This is a genomic window from Cupriavidus alkaliphilus (genome assembly GCF_900094595.1).
In the GTDB taxonomy this organism is placed as follows: domain Bacteria; phylum Pseudomonadota; class Gammaproteobacteria; order Burkholderiales; family Burkholderiaceae; genus Cupriavidus; species Cupriavidus alkaliphilus.
On record NZ_FMAD01000006.1, the window covers coordinates 330,108 to 345,082 of the forward strand.

The following is a 14,975-nucleotide window of genomic DNA, read 5'->3' on the forward strand; positions in this document are numbered from 1 at the left end:
CGGCCGACGCAGCGGCCGGCGCCGACGCACCGCCCTGGCTCAGCCGACGCCAAGCACCCACTCCGCCAGCTTCTTCGCATCGTCCTCTCCCAGATTGCCATGCGGCGGCATCGGGATCCGGCCCCATGTCCCCTTGCCGCCCTCGCGGATCTTCTTCGCCAGCGACGCGGCCGCCTGGCTGTCGCCCTTGTAGCGCGCCGCCACCTCGGCAAACCCTGGCCCCACCAGCTTCGACTGCATGCCATGGCAGGAAAAGCAGCCGTTCTTGTCAGCCAGCGCCTGCATCTCCGCCGACGTGGCGGCCAGCGCCGCTGCCGGCAACATCGCGCCAGCCGCCGCCAGCGCCATCCATTCTTTCTTCATACCTGTATCCCGATCCGATGCTGTTGCTACCGTGCCCCGCGCACGCCCCGCATCGGGCGATGCGATGGCGTGCGCGCGGCTGTTTCACCCGTTGATGTTCAGCTCTTGTGCAGCTTGAATACCCACACCGAGCCGCCCTGCTCCAGGAAATTCACGCGCTTGGCCACCTCGCCGCCCCACAGCGGCACCGCGCCGCCCCAGCCGGATACCACCGCGACGAACTGCTCGCCGTTCTCTTCCCACGTGACCGGCGGCGCGACCACGCCGCTGCCGGTCTGGAACTGCCACAGCTCCTTGCCGGTCTTGGCGTCGGCAGCCTTCAGGTAGCCTTCCGGCGTGCCCCAGAACACCAGCCCGCCGGCGGTGGTCATGGCGCCGCCCCACAGCGGCGCGCCGTTCTTGACCTCCCAGACGATCTTGCCGGTCTTGGGGTTGATCGCGCGCAGGGAGCCGATGTAGTCATCGTTCAGCGGCTGGATGGTGAAGCCCGCGCCCAGGAATGCGGCGCCCTTCTTGTAGCTGATGGGCTCGTTCCAGATGTCCATGCCCCATTCGTTGGCCGGCACGTAGAACAGGCCGGTCTGCGGGCTGTAGGCCATCGGCTGCTGGTTCTTGCCGCCGAGGAAACCCGGCGCCGCGAACACCGACTTGCCCTTCTTCTCGCCGTTGGCGGCGGCCGGGTCGCCGGGGCGACCCTCGGCGACGTAGTCGGGGCGGCCGCTCTTCAGGTCGATGCCGGTGGCCCAGGTGATCTTCTTGACGAAGGGGAAGGCATTGACCAGCTTGCCGCTGCTGGCATCGTTGACGTAGAAGAAGCCGTTGCGGTCGGCCTTGCCGCCCATGCGCTTGCCGTCCAGGTCGAAGGTGACGAACTCGTTCACGCCGTCGAAGTCCCAGCCGTCGTTGGGGGTGTTCTGGTAGTGCCAGACGATCTTGCCGGTGGCGGGATCGAGCGCGACGGTCGACGCGGAGTAGAGGTTGTCGCCCTTGCGGATATGGCTGTTCCACGGGCCGGGATTGCCGGTGCCGAAGTAGGCCAGGCCGGTCGCGGGGTCATAGGTGCCGCCCAGCCACGTGGCCGCGCCGCCGGTCTTCCAGGTCTCGCCGGGCCAGCTGGCGTTCTGGGTGCCGGTCATGCCGATCTCGGTCTTGTTGCCGTCCTTGTCGTACTTGTAGCCCATATGGCCTTCGACCACCGGCCGGGACCATACCAGTTGCCCGGTCTTGGCATCGCGCGCGTCGACGCGCCCGACCACGCCGAACTCGCCGCCCGAGATGCCGGTCAGCACCAGGCCCTTGGCCACCAGCGGCGCCGCCGTGTACGAATAGCCGGCCGCGTAGTCCTCCAGCTTCTCCTTCCACACCACCTTGCCGCTGTTCTGGTCCAGCGCCACCAGCTGCGCGTCGAGCGTGCCGAAGATCACCAGATTGTCGTACAGCGCCGCGCCGCGGTTGACCACGTCGCAGCACGGCATGATGCCTTCGGGCAGGCGGTGCTCGTACTTCCACAGCTTGCGCCCGGTCTTCACGTCGAGCGCATAGATGCGCGAATACGAGGCGGTGACGAACATCTTGCCGTCGTGGATCAGCGGCTGCGATTCCTGCCCGCGCTGCTTCTCGCCGCCGAACGAGAACGACCACGCCGGCACCAGCCGGCCCACGTTCTTGGTGTTGATGCGCGACAGCGTGGAATAGCGCTGGCCCTGCGGGCCCATACCCCACGACAGCACGTCGCCGGGGGACTTCGCGTCGTTCTCGATCATGGCGTCGCTTACCGTCGCCTGCGCCGCCTGCGCGGCAACGCTCGCCGCGGCGGCCGCGATTGCCGCGACCGCCAGCCCTACTCGTAACGTCCTCATTGCCATCTCCTCTCTTGTTTTGGATTTCGCTGGTGCGCCACTGCGCCACACACCAGCACGCAAATGGCAAATCCCATGCCAGTGGGCCGGGGCCCGATCACGCGCCCTGCAGGCCCGCCGCACGGTTGCGGCCCGCGCCAGCGTGCAACACTGCGTTGCAGCTGCGCCAGAATTGAACAGCCCAAGCCGGCGCCTTCAGCGGGCCAGCGCGGCTTCCTCGTGCGCCGGGTAGAGATGGATCACGTTGCGCAGGTACTCGGCGGGCAGCGCGCCCCAGCGCGCAAAGGGCTCGGGCACCGGCATGGCCATGACCTCGGCCAGGTCGCGTCCCTGCGCCGCGGCCTCGCGCAGGCGCGTGTCGAGCCATTGCAGGTAGGCGCGCGTCTGCGCGATGGCTTCCGTGCCGCCCAGCGCGGGCCCGTGGCTGGGAACCAGCAGGCGCGCCCCGCTCTGCTCCATCAGCGCCTGCAGCCGCGCCAGGCTGTCCAGCCAGCGGCCGATGTGCGCATGCGGCGTGGTCGGGATGCGCTCACGGAACACCAGCCCGCCGGCAAAGACGATGCCGGCGTCGCGGTCCAGCAGCACCAGGTCCGCGTCGGTATGGCCTTCCAGGCGGATCAGTTCCAGCGTGCGGCGCCCGATCGTCCGTGGGCCCGGCGCCAGCGCGTGCACCGGCGGCGCGGGTTCGGTGCCGCGCATCCAGTCGCCGCACAGACGGTAGAGGTTGTCGGCATAGGCCGCGCCTTCGCGGCGCGCGCCGTCGAGGGTGGCGGGCAGCGCGCTGGCGCCCACGTCGGCATAGGCCTGGTTGCCGAAGAAGTAGTCGGGATGCAGGTTCAGGTTCAGCACCAGCCGTACCGGCGCGCCGGTCAGCGCGGCGATGGCGCGGCGCTGCTGCTCGCCATATTCGCGCGACGGGCCGGTGTTGATCACTACCACGCCGTCGCCGGTGTCGATAAAGGCGGTATTGATGATGTTGCAGCCATTGGCCGGCGCGAAGTCGGCATTGGCGCCTTCCAGCAGCCACACGCCGGCGCCGATCTCGCGCGGGGCCAGGCGGTAGTCGGGCGGCTGCGCGGGTGCCGCGAGGACCGCAGCCGTGGCCAGCCACAGCAACAGCAGCGCCGGCTTCATGGCGACACCCGCGCCGCGATGCGGTTGCCGTTGTTGTCGTGGCCGGCCACGGTCATCCCCGGCACCACCGCCTCGCGCAGGTCGAACGAGAAGATCGGGTTCTCGGCCACGGGCTCGTGCAGGGTCAGCCGCAACAGCGGCTGCCGCGCCGCGTCGGCCAGCACCAGGGTCTCGAGATGGAACGCCGGGATGCCGGCAACCAGGCCGGTGTCCATCGGGTGCATCACGCGCAGCCGCACGCGCGCGCCGGCCTGGCCCTGGCCTTCGCCCTGACCCAGGCCCGGAAACACGCGCGCCTCGACCCGGTTGAGGGTGCGGCTCCAGCTGCCGTCGCGGCGGGTCGCCCCGGGCACGGTGCAGCCACCGCCGCCGGCGTCGACCCAGGTGCTGCCGACATGCCAGGTGCCGTCGCGCGTGCGCGCCGCCACCCGCACCGGCGAGGCCTGCTCCAGCTTGAAGCGGAACGACAGCGAGGGGCGCACCCGCAGCGGCTCGAACGCCAGCACCGGGCGGATCGGGTTGCGGTCCACCGCCACCACGATGCGCTCGACCTCGCCCAGCGCCGACGCGTCGAAGGCAATCGGCACGCGCATGGGGTCTTCGGCAAAGGCCGGCCCGGTGACGCGCACGCGGCTGTCGAACACCACCGGGCCCTGCTGCAGCAGTTCCTTGTGGATCCAGGCCCATTGCGGCGACTGCATCGGATCGTCGTGCACGATCCCGGCACCGGTGCCGGGCGCGGCTGACACAGTGGCGCCGGCCAACCCTAGCCACGCCAGCCACGCCAGCAGCGCCATGTCCTGGCGGCGGCCGGTCATGCCGGCGCCCCGCGGCGCGCCATGCCGCGCTGCGGGTCGTAGCCGCGCAGCGCCAGCGCGAAAAACACCACCGCGCAGGCCGCGACGATGGCAAGGCTGTGCGGCGCCAGCTGCCCGTACAGCGCGAAGCGGATCGCCTCGACCGCATGCGTGAACGGGTTCAGCCGCGCCAGCTGGTACACCGCCTCGGCGCCCGACTCCTGCAGGCGCCACAGCGGATACAGCGCCGAGCTGATGAAGAACATCGGGAAGATGACGAAGTTCATGGTGCCGGCAAAATTCTCCAGCTGGCGCACATGGACCGACAGCAGCAGGCCAAGCGCGCCCAGCATCAGCGCGGCCAGCGTCATCGCGCCCAGGCCGGCCAGCAGGTGCAGCGGCGCGAAGCGGATGCCGAAGGCCGCCGCCACCAGCACGAACGCCGCCATCTGCAGCAGCGACAGCATCGTCCCCGCCGCCAGCTTGCAGCCCAGCAGCCAGCCGCGCGGCAGCGGCGCGGTCAGCAGCAGCCGCATCACGCCCATCTCGCGGTCGTACACCATCGCCAGCGACGACTGCATGCCGTTGAACAGCGCGATCATGCCCAGCAGCCCGGGCGCGACATAGACCTGGTATTCGATGTAGCTGTCGTACGGCGGCGCGATCGCGACGCCCAGCGCGTTCTGGAAGCCCGCGGCGAACACCAGCAGCCACAGCAGCGGGCGCACCAGCGACGACAGCAGCCGGCCGGGCTGGCGCAGGTACTTGCGCAGCTCGCGGCCGCAGACGGCGCGCAGCGCGCGCCAGCGATGGCGCATCAACGGTGGCATGGTGGCGGGCATGGTCATGGTGTCAGGTCGGGGCGCGGCACGCCGTGTCGGCTTCGTCGGCGCCCAGGGTGTCGAGATTGTTCTTCGGATGCAGCACGCCTTCGACCGGCGCGGTGCCGATCACGCCGTCCGGGTGCGCCAGCATCAGCGGCTGGCGCAGCTGGCGGTCCCAGCGCCGGAACGACAGCGGCGGGCCCTTGAAACCGTCCACCACCACCTGCCCCGTGGCCAGCGCCTGCGCCTGCGCGGCAAAGCCCGCGGGCTGCCGCACCACGCTCTCGGCAATCGCCTTGACCGCGACCCAGGCGGCCCAGTCGTAGCCGGTCATCGGCCGGCCCGCGGCGCGCGCGAAGCGCCGGTTGAGCTGCGGCCCGCCGTTGCGCTCCCAGGCCCAGTGCCAGGCCTGCGCGCCCAGGCCGCTGGCGCCCACCACCGGGCGTGGCGACTGCGTGGCGTAGGGCAGGCCGCGCGCGAACTCGCCATCGGCATCGGCCACCACCACCACGTCGTAGTCCGCGCCACCGGTCAGCAGCCTGACATTTGCCTGGTCGCGCTCGCGCGGATCGTTGGACAGCCGGAACGCGCGCTGCGCACTCCAGGCAATGCCGAAGCGCCGCGCCGCGCCCAGCAGCGCGTCGCGCTGCGCGGCGTCGGCCGCGGACGGGCCGCTCAGCAGCAGCGCGCGGCGCCACTTGCGCGCGGCCAGGTACTGCATCAGCGCGTCGGCGCGCATACGCATGCTCGGCAGCGTATGCAGCAGCACCGGCGCGCAGCCGGCGCCGCGCAGCGCATCGTCGTCGGCCGAGACATTGAACAGCAGCGCCTCGCCCGGCCTGACCGCCCCCGCGGCTGCCCTGACCGAAGCCGGCGGCAGGTCCAGCAGGATAAAGCGCGTGCCCTGGCGCGCCAGCGCCGCGACCAGCGTGGCGACCTCCGCTTCGGTGCGGGCCTGCTGCGCCTCGACCCGGAGCGACTGGCCCGCGGCCTCCAGCGCAAAGCGCGCTTCCGCCGCCGCCACCTGGGCGCCGTCGAGCGCGCGGCCCTGCGGCTGGTCGGGATAGCGCAGCGCCAGGCGCCGCGGCGCGTGGCGGGCATCGTCGTCCAGCGACACCACCGCCACGCGCACCTCCGCGGCATGCAGCGGCAAAGCCAGCGCCGCCGCCAGCGTGAAGGGCAGCACCGCCAGCGCCCGCTCAGTCATCGATCGCCACCGAATGCGGCACGCGGCCGGCCTTGAGCGTGGCCACCGCCTTGCGGCTGGCGGTGTCGACCACGCTGACATCGTCGGACAGCCCGTTGGCGACGTAGAGCCGGGCGTTGTCGCGGCTCAGCGCCAGCCCCCACGCGCGCCGCCCCACCAGCACGTAGTCCTGCACGCGGCGCGACGCCACCTCCACCACCGCGACGTGGTTGGCGCGGCCCAATCCGATATAGGCGTGCGTGCCGTCGCCGCTCGCCGCCATCCCCACCGGGGTCACGTCTTCGGCGCGCATGCCGCGCGGCGCGAAGGCAATGGTCTGCACCACCTCCAGCGTATCGGTGCGGATCACGCTGACGCTGGCCGACAACTCGTTCGACACCCACAGCTCCTTGCCGCCGCGCACCAGCAGCAGCCGGCGCGGCCGGTTGCCGACGCGGATATTGCGCACCACCTTGCGCGAGGCCACGTCGACCACATGCACGAGGTTGGCCACCTCCGAGGCGACATACACCTGGCGTCCGTCCGCGCTGACCCTGACGCCTTCGGGCTCTTCGCCCACCGCCACCGCGAACACGCGCTTGCCGGAGCCGGTGTCGTAGGCCGACAGCAGCGCGTCTTCTTCGTTCGACACGTAGAGCGTGCGGCCATCCTGGCTGAGATCGAACAGTTCCGGATCGTCCCCGACCGGCAGCGACGCCACGGTCTTGCGCGTCGCCACATCGACCACGTCGACGCGGTGGTCGTCGCTGCAGGCCACGTACAGCCGCGCGCGGTCCGGCGACAGCTGCAGGTGGCGCGGGCGCCGGCACTGGCGCCATGCCGCCAGCTGCTGCCCGCTGCGGGCATCGTAGGCGGTCAGGGCGTCGTCCTTTTCACTGGAGACAAAGACCTGCCGGGTGGCGGCGCGCGCTGCGCCGCCCTGGGCGCCCTCGGCCAGGCCGGCGGCAACCAGCAATGCGGTGGCCAGCAGCCAGGCGCCGGCAAGCCAGGCGGGAGATGGCATCGGGTTCATGCGGTGAGCTCCATTTGCGCGGCGCGGACGACCGACGGCGTCATGGCCAGGAAGGCGGCTTCCAGCGTCGCGGCCGCGGTGGCACCCAGCAGCGCGGCCGGGGTGCCGTCGAAGCGCACCGCGCCGCGGTCGAGCACGATCACGCGGTCGGCCTGTTCCACCTCCTGCACCAGGTGGGTGGCCCACAGCACGCCGGCCCCGGCATGCCGCGCCAGCCGCCGGGTCTCGGCCAGCAGCTGCGCGCGCGAGGCCGGGTCCAGCCCCACCGTCGGCTCGTCCAGCAGCAGCATGGCCGGTTCATGCAGCAGCGCGCGCGCCAGCTCGACCTTGCGCCGGCTGCCGCCCGACAGCTCGCGCACCGGCGCTTGCGCGCGCGGCGCCAGGCCGAAGGCCTGCAGCAGGCGCGCGATGCGCTGCGCCGCCACGTGGCGCGGCAGCCCATGCAGGTCGGCATGGAAGCGCAGGTTGGCGTGCACGGACAGGTCCAGGTCGATGGCAGGCTGCTGGAACACGATGCCCAGCTGCGCCAGCGCGCGCACGGGCTCGCGCCGCATGTCGCAGCCCATCACCGCGACCTGTCCGGCATCGGCGACGAACAGGCCGCTGAGGACCTGGAACAGCGTGGTCTTGCCCGCGCCATTGGGCCCCAGCAACGCCACGAACTCGCCGCGCCGCACGCACAGCGAGACCCCGTCGAGCGCGACGCGGCCGCCGAACGCCTTGCGCACTGCGTCGCAAGCAAGCGCCGGCGCTTCCTGGATTGGCAGCGCGCTCATAGCTGCTCCTTCGCCCGCGCCGTGCCCGCGCGCTCGGCAAAGGTCCGTTCGGTCTCCCATGCCTGGCGCAGGAAGGCTTCATATTGCGCGGTGCCCAGGTAAGTCAGCTGCTGGTCGTAGCGGGCCAGCTCGGCAAGATGGCGCGGCTGCTGCATGGCGGCGCGGAAGGCATCGTGCAGGCGCCTGACGATGGCGGCATCGGTGCCGCGCGGCACGCCGATGCCGTAGGGCGAGTTGTGGACCGCGTCGGCAAAGCCGAGCTCGGCCACGGTCGGCACCTCGGGCCAGCGGGCCGAGCGCTGCGCGCTGAACACCGCCAGCAGGCGCAGCTTGCCGGCCTCGACGAACGGCGCGAAGCCGGTGGAGTTGACCCCCGCCATCAGCGAGCCGTTGGCAACCGCCAGCATCTGGTCGGCGGTGCCGTGGTACGGCACGTGCAGGTAGCGCACGCCGCTGCGCCCCAGCACATCCTCCATCGCCAGGTGGGCGGTGGTGCCGATGCCGGTGGAGCCCACGGTCAGCTGGCCCGGGTGCGCGCGGCCCCAGGCAATCAGGTCGCGCAGCGAGCGCCACGGGCTGTCGGCTGGCACCACGATGCCAAAGGTATAGCCCGAGATCATCAGCACCGGCTGGATGTCGCGCAGCGGCTGCCACGCCGTCTTCTGCTGATGCGGGAACCGGTACACCGTCAGCGGCAGCTGGCCGATGGTGTAGCCGTCCGGCCGCGCGGCGGCAAGCAGCCCGCCCACCAGCGTGCCGCCGGCGCCGGGGCGGTTCTCCACCACGATCGGCTGCCCCAGTTCGCGCCCGGCCAGCTCGGCCAGGATGCGCATGGAGATATCGGTGGCGCCGCCGGCCGGCCACGGCACCACCAGCGTGACCGGGCGCGACGGATAGGCGCCCGCGCCCTCGCCCCGCGCAAAGCCCGCCGGCAACAGGCCGAGGCACATCGACAGCAGGCAGGCAAGGCAACGGAACATGGCGAAGCACCGGACCGGGTTGGGATGCGGTGTGACAGAGCAAGGCCGATACCATGTGCGATGCAGCACGGCATGCCGCATCCCCGCGACCTTGCCGGGCCGGCGCTGCACGGCTGCCGGCCGCCTCCTCGCAGCGACGCGTGCTGCGATGCGCCGCGCCCCACTGTGCCGTGATGGAACACTGGCCCGCTGGCGGCAACGCCCGACTGTCCTGTTTTGTGACAGGACGCAGGCCCGCGCCGCACCCCGATGCAGCGCCATGCGCCTGATCGCCCACCATCGAACGCGACACGGTACGAAAACTGCTGAAGCCCTGCCGACAGGCGCGGCCCGACGCAGGCATGCGCCGCTATCCCGAGGAGACCGACCATGCCAGCCATCCCGCGCCCCGCGCCGCCAGGACAGCGGCCATCCCGACTTCCGCGCCCCGTCCCGGCCCGCCCGCGCCGCGGCGCGGGCACGCATGCCGCGCTGCTGTCCGCGCTGATCACGCTGCTGTGCCAGCGTGCCGCTGTGGCGCAACAGGACACTGGTGCGCCAAACCAGGACAGTGCGCTGTTGCCCGAAGTGCTGGTGGTGGCCGCCGCGCCGCTGCCCGGCATCGGCGTCGCCAGCGACCTGGTGCCCTACACCGTGCAGACCGTGCGCGGCAGCGAGCTCGGCGGCGCGCGCGCCGGCAACCTGGCCGACTACCTGAACCGCCACCTCGCCGGCGTCAACGTCAATGACATCCAGGGCAGTCCGTTCCAGACCGACGTGACCTACCGCGGCTTCCGCGCCTCGTCGATTCCCGGCGTGCCGCAAGGACTGTCGGTGTACCTGGACGGCATCCGCGTCAACGAGCCCTTCGGCGACGTGGTCAGCTGGGACATGATTCCCGAAGCGGCACTGGCGAGCGCGTCGCTGGTGTCCAGCGCCAATCCCGCCTACGGCCTCAACACGCTCGGCGGCGCGCTGGCCATGACCACGCGTTCGGGGCTGGACTCACCTGGCTTTACCGCCGATCTCTCGTACGGCAGCCAGGCCCGCAAGCGTGCCGACCTGTCCGGCGGCGTGCGCAGCGACAGCGGCTGGCATGCGTTCGCGGCCGGCACGCTGTTCCAGGAGCACGGCTGGCGCGACCATTCCGAGGGCCGGCTCGGCAACGTCTTTGCCAAGGCGGGCTACGCCGGTGCAACCAGCAGCTGGGACGTCTCGGTGCTGCATGGGCGCAGCACGCTGACCGGCAACGGCCTGGTGCCGAGCTATCGCGCCGGCGACGACGGCACGCTGCCTGAGCTGTACCAGTCCAACCGGCGCGCGGTCTACACCTACCCCGACCAGACCCGCAACCTGGTCACGCAGGCCGCGCTCAACGGCCGCCACTGGTTCGACGACAAGACCAGCGCCGCCGCGCTGGCCTATGTGCGCAACAGCCGCCGCGACACCGCCAACGGCGACGTCAACCCCGACTACGAGGCCTATGCCGAAGACTGCGAGGACGGCTTCGACGCCGACGGCAGCACGCGCGGCGACGACTGCGGCATGACCCGCGCCGAGGGCGCGGCGCTGCATCCCGCCGTGCTCAACACCAGCCATATGCGGCAGCAGACCGTCGGCATGGCGCTGAGCCTGGCGCGGGAGACCGAGCGCCATGTGCTCAATGCCGGCCTGACGCTCGACCGCAGCCGCCTCACCTATTCGCAATACGCACAGCCCGGCAGCTTTACCGACGACCGCGGCGTGGTGGCCGACCCCGCCGCGGCCAACGCATTGTTCTCCGGTGTCAGCGGCAACGCGCGCACGCTCGGCCTGTACCTGTCCGATACCTGGTCGCTCACGCCTACCACCTTCCTGACCGCGTCGGCACGCTGGAACCACGTCACCGTCAGCAATACGCTGCGCAACAGCGACGGCAGCGAGCAGCCGCGCGAAAGCTTCACCTATCGCCGCCTCAACCCGGCGCTGGGGCTGGCGCAGAAGCTGGGCGGCGGGGTCACGCTGTTCGGCGGCTATGCGCAGAACAACCGCGTGCCGACCGTGCTCGAGCTCGGCTGCGCCGACCCGGAACGGCCCTGCCGGCTGCCGGCGGGCCTGCAGGCCGATCCCTACCTGAAGCAGGTGGTGTCGCATTCGTTCGAGGCCGGCGTGCGCTGGCACCCGCGCCCGCACACCGAGCTCACGGCGTCGCTCTACCGCATCGACAACCACGACGACATCCTGTTCGTGCGCGCGCCGAACACCCAGCTCGGCTACTTCGCCAACTTCGACCGCACCCGCAACCAGGGGCTCGACCTGAGCGCGCGCCATCGCCTCGGCGCGGTCACGCTGCGGCTGGCCTACAGCTACCTGCACGCCACCTACCAGTCCGCCGGCGCGCTGGCCGCCGGCGAACGCACCATCGATATCCGCCCGGGCATGCGCATGGCAGGACTGCCGCGCCATACGCTCAAGCTGGGCGCGGACTGGCAGGCGCTGGCGGGGCTGGTGCTGGGCGCCGACCTGGTGGCGGTGTCGGGCTCTGTTTCCAGCGGCAACGAGGACGGCCTGCGCAGCGACCCGCAGGCGGGCGAAGCGCCGCGGGCGGCCGACTGGAGCACGCCGGGCTACGCCACCATCAACCTGCGCGCGGCGTACCAGGTCAGCAAGCGATTCGAGATCTACGCGCGCGTGGCCAACCTGCTGGACCGGCGCTACGAGAGCTACGGCCAGATCGCCAACGATGTGTTTCCCGGCGGCAGCCTGGTGCGGCCGCACGTCGCCCCCGGCGATGCCGCCAGCGCGCTGTTCGTGGCGCCGGGGGCGCCGCGCAGCTTCTGGCTGGGCGTGGTGTTCCGGATGTAGGCGCCGGATGTAGCCCCGGCGCCGCAGTCTTCACGATTCCTTACAGACAATGGCGCTGGCACAATCTATTCTCCTGTCGCAATCGGAATCCCCCCACAACAAGGAGAAAGCAATGAAATCCGTCCTGGCCCTTCTGGTCGCCTGCAGCGCGCTGCTCGGCGGCTGCGTGGTTGCCCCCTATGACACCTATGGCGGCGGCCCGCAGGGTTGCCCGCCCGGCCAAGCCAAGAAAGGCAACTGCCGCATCGACGCGTACGGCAACGAGTCGTTCTGCCCGCCGGGCCAGGCCAAGAAGGGCCGCTGCTAAACCGGCGGACGCGGCGCCCGCGGGGCGGCCAGTTGCACCGGCTGGCACGGCGGCCGGACAATGGTGGCTGCGGATGTCCCCCCGGGGCATCCCATCTTTGCAGGAGCGCCCCATGACATCCCGGTCCCTGCCCAGCCCATGGCTGGTCCCCCTGTGCGTGGCTGCGGCCATGCTCGGCGCCTGCGCCACCCTGCAGCCGGAACAGACCGGCCAGCAGATGATCGGCAGCCCGGAAAGTGCCGTACGACAAACTTTCGGGGCACCCACGGAAACCCACCGCCTGGCCGACGGCACCACCCGCTGGCTGTGGTCGCGCCAGCCCTTCGGCCATCAGGTCTACGCTGCCGATTTCGATGGCGCGGGCCGGCTGACCCGCTACCGCCAGATGCTCACCGAAGCCGAAATCTATCGCGCCCAGGTCGGGGTCTGGACCAAAAAGGACGTGCAGCAGCATTTCGGCCTGCCGCGCGAGCCGGTGCAGTATTACCCGCTGATGCAGCGCGAAGCCTGGTCCTGGCGCATGTATAAGGACGGCCTGCAGACGGCGCACTTCAGCTGCTACTTCGACAACGCCGGGGTCCTGCGCCAGACCATGATCATCGTCGATCCGCTCGGCGGCGACGCGCGCCGCGCGCGCTGACGGTGGCGCTGGCGCCGCGGCCGGTGCCAATGCCGGCAGCAGGGGCTCCCCGGCCCGGGCGCCGTTTTGCGCGCAGAATGGAGGCGATGCGGCAATGCCCGCCAACCTTCCACGCGGAAAACCAACGTGACCACAGCCATCCTGCTCGAGAACATCCACCAGAGCGCCAACGCCCGGCTGGCCGAAGCCGGCCTGCAGGTAGAGCGCCGCACCGGCGCGCTGGCCGGTGCCGAACTGCGCCAGGTGCTGGCCAGCCATGACGTGATCGGGATCCGTTCCGCCACGCACCTGCGCGGGGACGATATCCGCAGCGCGCCCGGACTGCTCTCGATCGGCTGCTTCTGCATCGGCACCTCGCAGGTCGACCTCGACGCCGCCACCGCCGCCGGCATCCCGGTCTTCAACGCCCCCTTTTCCAACACCCGTTCGGTAGCCGAGCTGGTGGTCGCCGAAGCGGTCATGCTGCTGCGCCGGATCCCCGAGAAAAACACGCTGGCGCATGCCGGCAAATGGGCCAAGGGCGCCGCCGGCGCGTTCGAGACGCGCGGCAAGACCATCGCCATCGTCGGCTACGGCAATATCGGCTCGCAGGTAGGCGTGCTGGCCGAATCGATGGGCATGCGCGTGGTCTACTACGATGTGCTCGCGCGGCTCTCGCACGGTTCGGCCCGCGCCGCCGGCTCGCTCGAAGAAGCGGTGTCGCAGGCCGAGGTGGTGACGCTGCACGTGCCGGCCACGCCGCGCACGCGCAACATGATCGACGCCAACATCCTCGCTGCCTTCAAGCCCGGCGCGATCCTGATCAATGCCTCGCGCGGCAGCGTGGTCGACATCGCCGCGCTGGCCGCGGCGCTGCGCGAGAAACGCCTGGGCGGCGCGGCCATCGACGTGTTCCCGGAAGAGCCCAAGACCAACCAGGACCCCTTCACCAGCGAACTGCAGAACCTGCCCAACGTGCTGCTGACCCCGCACGTCGGCGGCAGCACCGAGGAAGCGCAGGAGAACATCGGCACCGAGGTCGCGGCCAAGCTCGCGCACTTCCTGGCCACGGGCGGCACCATCGGCGCGGTCAACTTTCCCGAGGTCGACCCCGGTCCGCTGCATGCGCCGGCGCGCCTGCTCAACGTGCACGGCAACGCGCCCGGCGCGCTGGCTGCGCTGAACACGCTGCTGGCGCAGGAAGGCGTCAACATCACCGGCCAGCATCTGCAGACGCGCGGCCACACCGGCTATGTGGTCACTGACCTGGACCGCGCGCCGTCCGCACAGCTGATGCAGGCGCTGCAGACCCATGCCGGCTTCGCGCGCTCGCGGCTGATCCTGCGCGGCGCGGCGTAGCCACGCGGCGATCGTTGCCGGAGCCGTTCCGGCAATGTCCGCCGAACTGTCTTAAATGCTAAGAATGCTCTGAACGAGTGACTATGCTGTAGTCAACCCACACGCGCATTGGTGGGCCTGCACGCTAGCGATGACAATGGCGGCGCCCCTCGGCGCCGCACTAACAATCGTGAGGTTCAGCTATGTCGCTTGAACGGAGCAGGAAGGCCGCCGCCCTGGCCGGCCAGCTGGCCGCAGCCGCGCTGCTGGTAAGCGCGGGGATCGGCAGCGCTGTTGCGCAAACCGGCACCATTACGTTCCTGGGTGCGATCTCCAACCCCTCATGCGGTTTCCGCGCGTCCGCTGGCCTGGTACAGGCGAGTTGCCAGCAACCCTCGGGCCGCATCGTCTCGGCGCCCTTCTCCGTGGCACCGTACCATCCGGCAGGACCGACGCGCATCGGCGCGGCCAGGCTCGAAGTACAACCGGCGCTCGCCGGCAAGCGCGGCGCGGCACCCGCCTACCTGGTCGTGGTGACCTATCACTAGATGACATATCCGGCCGGGACTGCCCGGTCCCGGCTGCCGCAGGGGGACTGCGCAGCCGGCCTGGCGGCCCGTGCCAAATGTCGCGCCGCCGCTGGCCGTCTTGACACCTATGCTTGCGCTTCCTTTAATGGTGTAACGCATCGGGCCGCGCCTGATCCATTTTGCCGAGGACGTCAACGACGATGGAAACCGGTGAAACCCACGATCCGCAACGCAAGCAAGAAGAACTGCGCAGTTTCCTTTTCCTGACCGCCGTCATGGTGCCGGTGCTGTCCGTCATCATCGTCGCGGGCTATGGCTTCATTGTCTGGATGACCCAGCTGATCAGCGGTCCGCCTGCCCACTAGGCGGACCGTGCAGGCCCGGTGCGGCAGGCTCGCCGCCGCTG

The 14,975-nt window shown here is 70.8% G+C and carries 15 protein-coding genes; 6 read left to right on the plus strand and 9 right to left on the minus strand.

Translation table 11 applies throughout. The annotated features are described in order from the left end of the window. Positions 1-39 precede the first annotated feature (39 nt). The 9 genes from GA0116996_RS15305 to GA0116996_RS15345 all read right to left on the minus strand — a co-directional run bounded on the left by GA0116996_RS15305 (position 40) and on the right by GA0116996_RS15345 (position 8,952). On the minus strand, positions 40-363 hold the full coding sequence (locus tag GA0116996_RS15305) for a c-type cytochrome (RefSeq protein WP_092313117.1): 324 nt from the start codon (positions 361-363) through the stop codon (positions 40-42). A 98-nt stretch (positions 364-461) separates the two neighbouring features. After that, complete coding sequence (locus GA0116996_RS15310; RefSeq protein ID WP_092313120.1) at positions 462-2,222, minus strand: PQQ-dependent methanol/ethanol family dehydrogenase; 1,761 nt, start codon at positions 2,220-2,222, stop codon at positions 462-464. Between the two features lie 195 nt (positions 2,223-2,417). Then, the gene (locus tag GA0116996_RS15315; RefSeq protein ID WP_092313123.1) at positions 2,418-3,356 is read right to left on the minus strand and encodes a quinoprotein relay system zinc metallohydrolase 1; all 939 of its coding nucleotides are present in this window, start codon (positions 3,354-3,356) and stop codon (positions 2,418-2,420) included. Beyond that, positions 3,353-4,174, minus strand: a complete 822-nt coding sequence (locus tag GA0116996_RS15320; RefSeq protein WP_092313126.1) for a quinoprotein dehydrogenase-associated SoxYZ-like carrier — start codon at positions 4,172-4,174, stop codon at positions 3,353-3,355. Before GA0116996_RS15320 ends, GA0116996_RS15315 begins: the two co-directional genes overlap by 4 nt. Next, the gene (locus tag GA0116996_RS15325) at positions 4,171-5,001 is read right to left on the minus strand and encodes an ABC transporter permease (RefSeq protein ID WP_244159883.1); all 831 of its coding nucleotides are present in this window, start codon (positions 4,999-5,001) and stop codon (positions 4,171-4,173) included. Before GA0116996_RS15325 ends, GA0116996_RS15320 begins: the two co-directional genes overlap by 4 nt. 4 nt (positions 5,002-5,005) lie before the next feature. Next, the gene (locus GA0116996_RS15330; RefSeq protein ID WP_092313129.1) at positions 5,006-6,184 is read right to left on the minus strand and encodes an ABC transporter substrate-binding protein; all 1,179 of its coding nucleotides are present in this window, start codon (positions 6,182-6,184) and stop codon (positions 5,006-5,008) included. Next, on the minus strand, positions 6,177-7,196 hold the full coding sequence (locus GA0116996_RS15335; protein ID WP_092313132.1) for a PQQ-dependent catabolism-associated beta-propeller protein: 1,020 nt from the start codon (positions 7,194-7,196) through the stop codon (positions 6,177-6,179). Before GA0116996_RS15335 ends, GA0116996_RS15330 begins: the two co-directional genes overlap by 8 nt. Beyond that, a complete protein-coding gene (locus GA0116996_RS15340) occupies positions 7,193-7,972 on the minus strand; it encodes an ABC transporter ATP-binding protein (protein WP_207781256.1) in 780 nt (259 codons plus the stop codon). The genes GA0116996_RS15335 and GA0116996_RS15340 overlap by 4 nt, the downstream gene beginning before the upstream one ends. Next, complete coding sequence (locus tag GA0116996_RS15345; protein WP_092313135.1) at positions 7,969-8,952, minus strand: tripartite tricarboxylate transporter substrate binding protein; 984 nt, start codon at positions 8,950-8,952, stop codon at positions 7,969-7,971. Before GA0116996_RS15345 ends, GA0116996_RS15340 begins: the two co-directional genes overlap by 4 nt. Before the next feature lie 369 nt (positions 8,953-9,321). Here GA0116996_RS15345 and GA0116996_RS15350 point away from each other — a divergent pair, with 369 nt between their 5' ends. The 6 genes from GA0116996_RS15350 (at position 9,322) to napE (ending at position 14,934) form a co-directional block, all read left to right on the plus strand. Next, entirely contained in the window at positions 9,322-11,775 is a 2,454-nt protein-coding gene (locus GA0116996_RS15350; protein WP_092313138.1) for a TonB-dependent receptor, read from the plus strand. 112 nt (positions 11,776-11,887) lie between these two features. Then, positions 11,888-12,082 carry a hypothetical protein gene (locus GA0116996_RS15355; RefSeq protein ID WP_092313141.1) on the plus strand — a complete coding sequence of 65 codons (195 nt, stop codon included), beginning with the start codon at positions 11,888-11,890 and terminating at the stop codon, positions 12,080-12,082. A gap of 112 nt (positions 12,083-12,194) precedes the next feature. Beyond that, the gene (locus GA0116996_RS15360) at positions 12,195-12,722 is read left to right on the plus strand and encodes a hypothetical protein (RefSeq protein ID WP_092313144.1); all 528 of its coding nucleotides are present in this window, start codon (positions 12,195-12,197) and stop codon (positions 12,720-12,722) included. A gap of 126 nt (positions 12,723-12,848) precedes the next feature. Continuing rightward, complete coding sequence (serA, locus tag GA0116996_RS15365) at positions 12,849-14,060, plus strand: phosphoglycerate dehydrogenase (protein ID WP_092313147.1); 1,212 nt, start codon at positions 12,849-12,851, stop codon at positions 14,058-14,060. 182 nt (positions 14,061-14,242) lie between these two features. Further along, on the plus strand, positions 14,243-14,587 hold the full coding sequence (locus tag GA0116996_RS15370; protein WP_092313150.1) for a hypothetical protein: 345 nt from the start codon (positions 14,243-14,245) through the stop codon (positions 14,585-14,587). 182 nt (positions 14,588-14,769) lie between these two features. Continuing rightward, complete coding sequence (gene napE / locus GA0116996_RS15375; RefSeq protein WP_092313153.1) at positions 14,770-14,934, plus strand: periplasmic nitrate reductase, NapE protein; 165 nt, start codon at positions 14,770-14,772, stop codon at positions 14,932-14,934. Positions 14,935-14,975: the final 41 nt, after the last annotated feature.

Bases quoted from the DNA above. Each gene is read 5' to 3' on its own strand.
- GA0116996_RS15325 (WP_244159883.1), bottom strand. From the start codon at position 5,001: ATGACCATGCCCGCCACCATGCCACCGTTGATGCGCCATCGCTGGCGC.
- GA0116996_RS15305 (WP_092313117.1), bottom strand. From the start codon at position 363: ATGAAGAAAGAATGGATGGCGCTGGCGGCGGCTGGCGCGATGTTGCCG.
- GA0116996_RS15350 (WP_092313138.1), top strand. From the start codon at position 9,322: ATGCCAGCCATCCCGCGCCCCGCGCCGCCAGGACAGCGGCCATCCCGA.
- GA0116996_RS15310 (WP_092313120.1), bottom strand. From the start codon at position 2,222: ATGAGGACGTTACGAGTAGGGCTGGCGGTCGCGGCAATCGCGGCCGCC.
- GA0116996_RS15320 (WP_092313126.1), bottom strand. From the start codon at position 4,174: ATGACCGGCCGCCGCCAGGACATGGCGCTGCTGGCGTGGCTGGCGTGG.
- GA0116996_RS15355 (WP_092313141.1), top strand. From the start codon at position 11,888: ATGAAATCCGTCCTGGCCCTTCTGGTCGCCTGCAGCGCGCTGCTCGGC.
- GA0116996_RS15345 (WP_092313135.1), bottom strand. From the start codon at position 8,952: ATGTTCCGTTGCCTTGCCTGCCTGCTGTCGATGTGCCTCGGCCTGTTG.
- napE (WP_092313153.1), top strand. From the start codon at position 14,770: ATGGAAACCGGTGAAACCCACGATCCGCAACGCAAGCAAGAAGAACTG.
- GA0116996_RS15340 (WP_207781256.1), bottom strand. From the start codon at position 7,972: ATGAGCGCGCTGCCAATCCAGGAAGCGCCGGCGCTTGCTTGCGACGCA.
- GA0116996_RS15315 (WP_092313123.1), bottom strand. From the start codon at position 3,356: ATGAAGCCGGCGCTGCTGTTGCTGTGGCTGGCCACGGCTGCGGTCCTC.
- GA0116996_RS15335 (WP_092313132.1), bottom strand. From the start codon at position 7,196: ATGAACCCGATGCCATCTCCCGCCTGGCTTGCCGGCGCCTGGCTGCTG.
- GA0116996_RS15360 (WP_092313144.1), top strand. From the start codon at position 12,195: ATGACATCCCGGTCCCTGCCCAGCCCATGGCTGGTCCCCCTGTGCGTG.
- GA0116996_RS15370 (WP_092313150.1), top strand. From the start codon at position 14,243: ATGTCGCTTGAACGGAGCAGGAAGGCCGCCGCCCTGGCCGGCCAGCTG.
- GA0116996_RS15330 (WP_092313129.1), bottom strand. From the start codon at position 6,184: ATGACTGAGCGGGCGCTGGCGGTGCTGCCCTTCACGCTGGCGGCGGCG.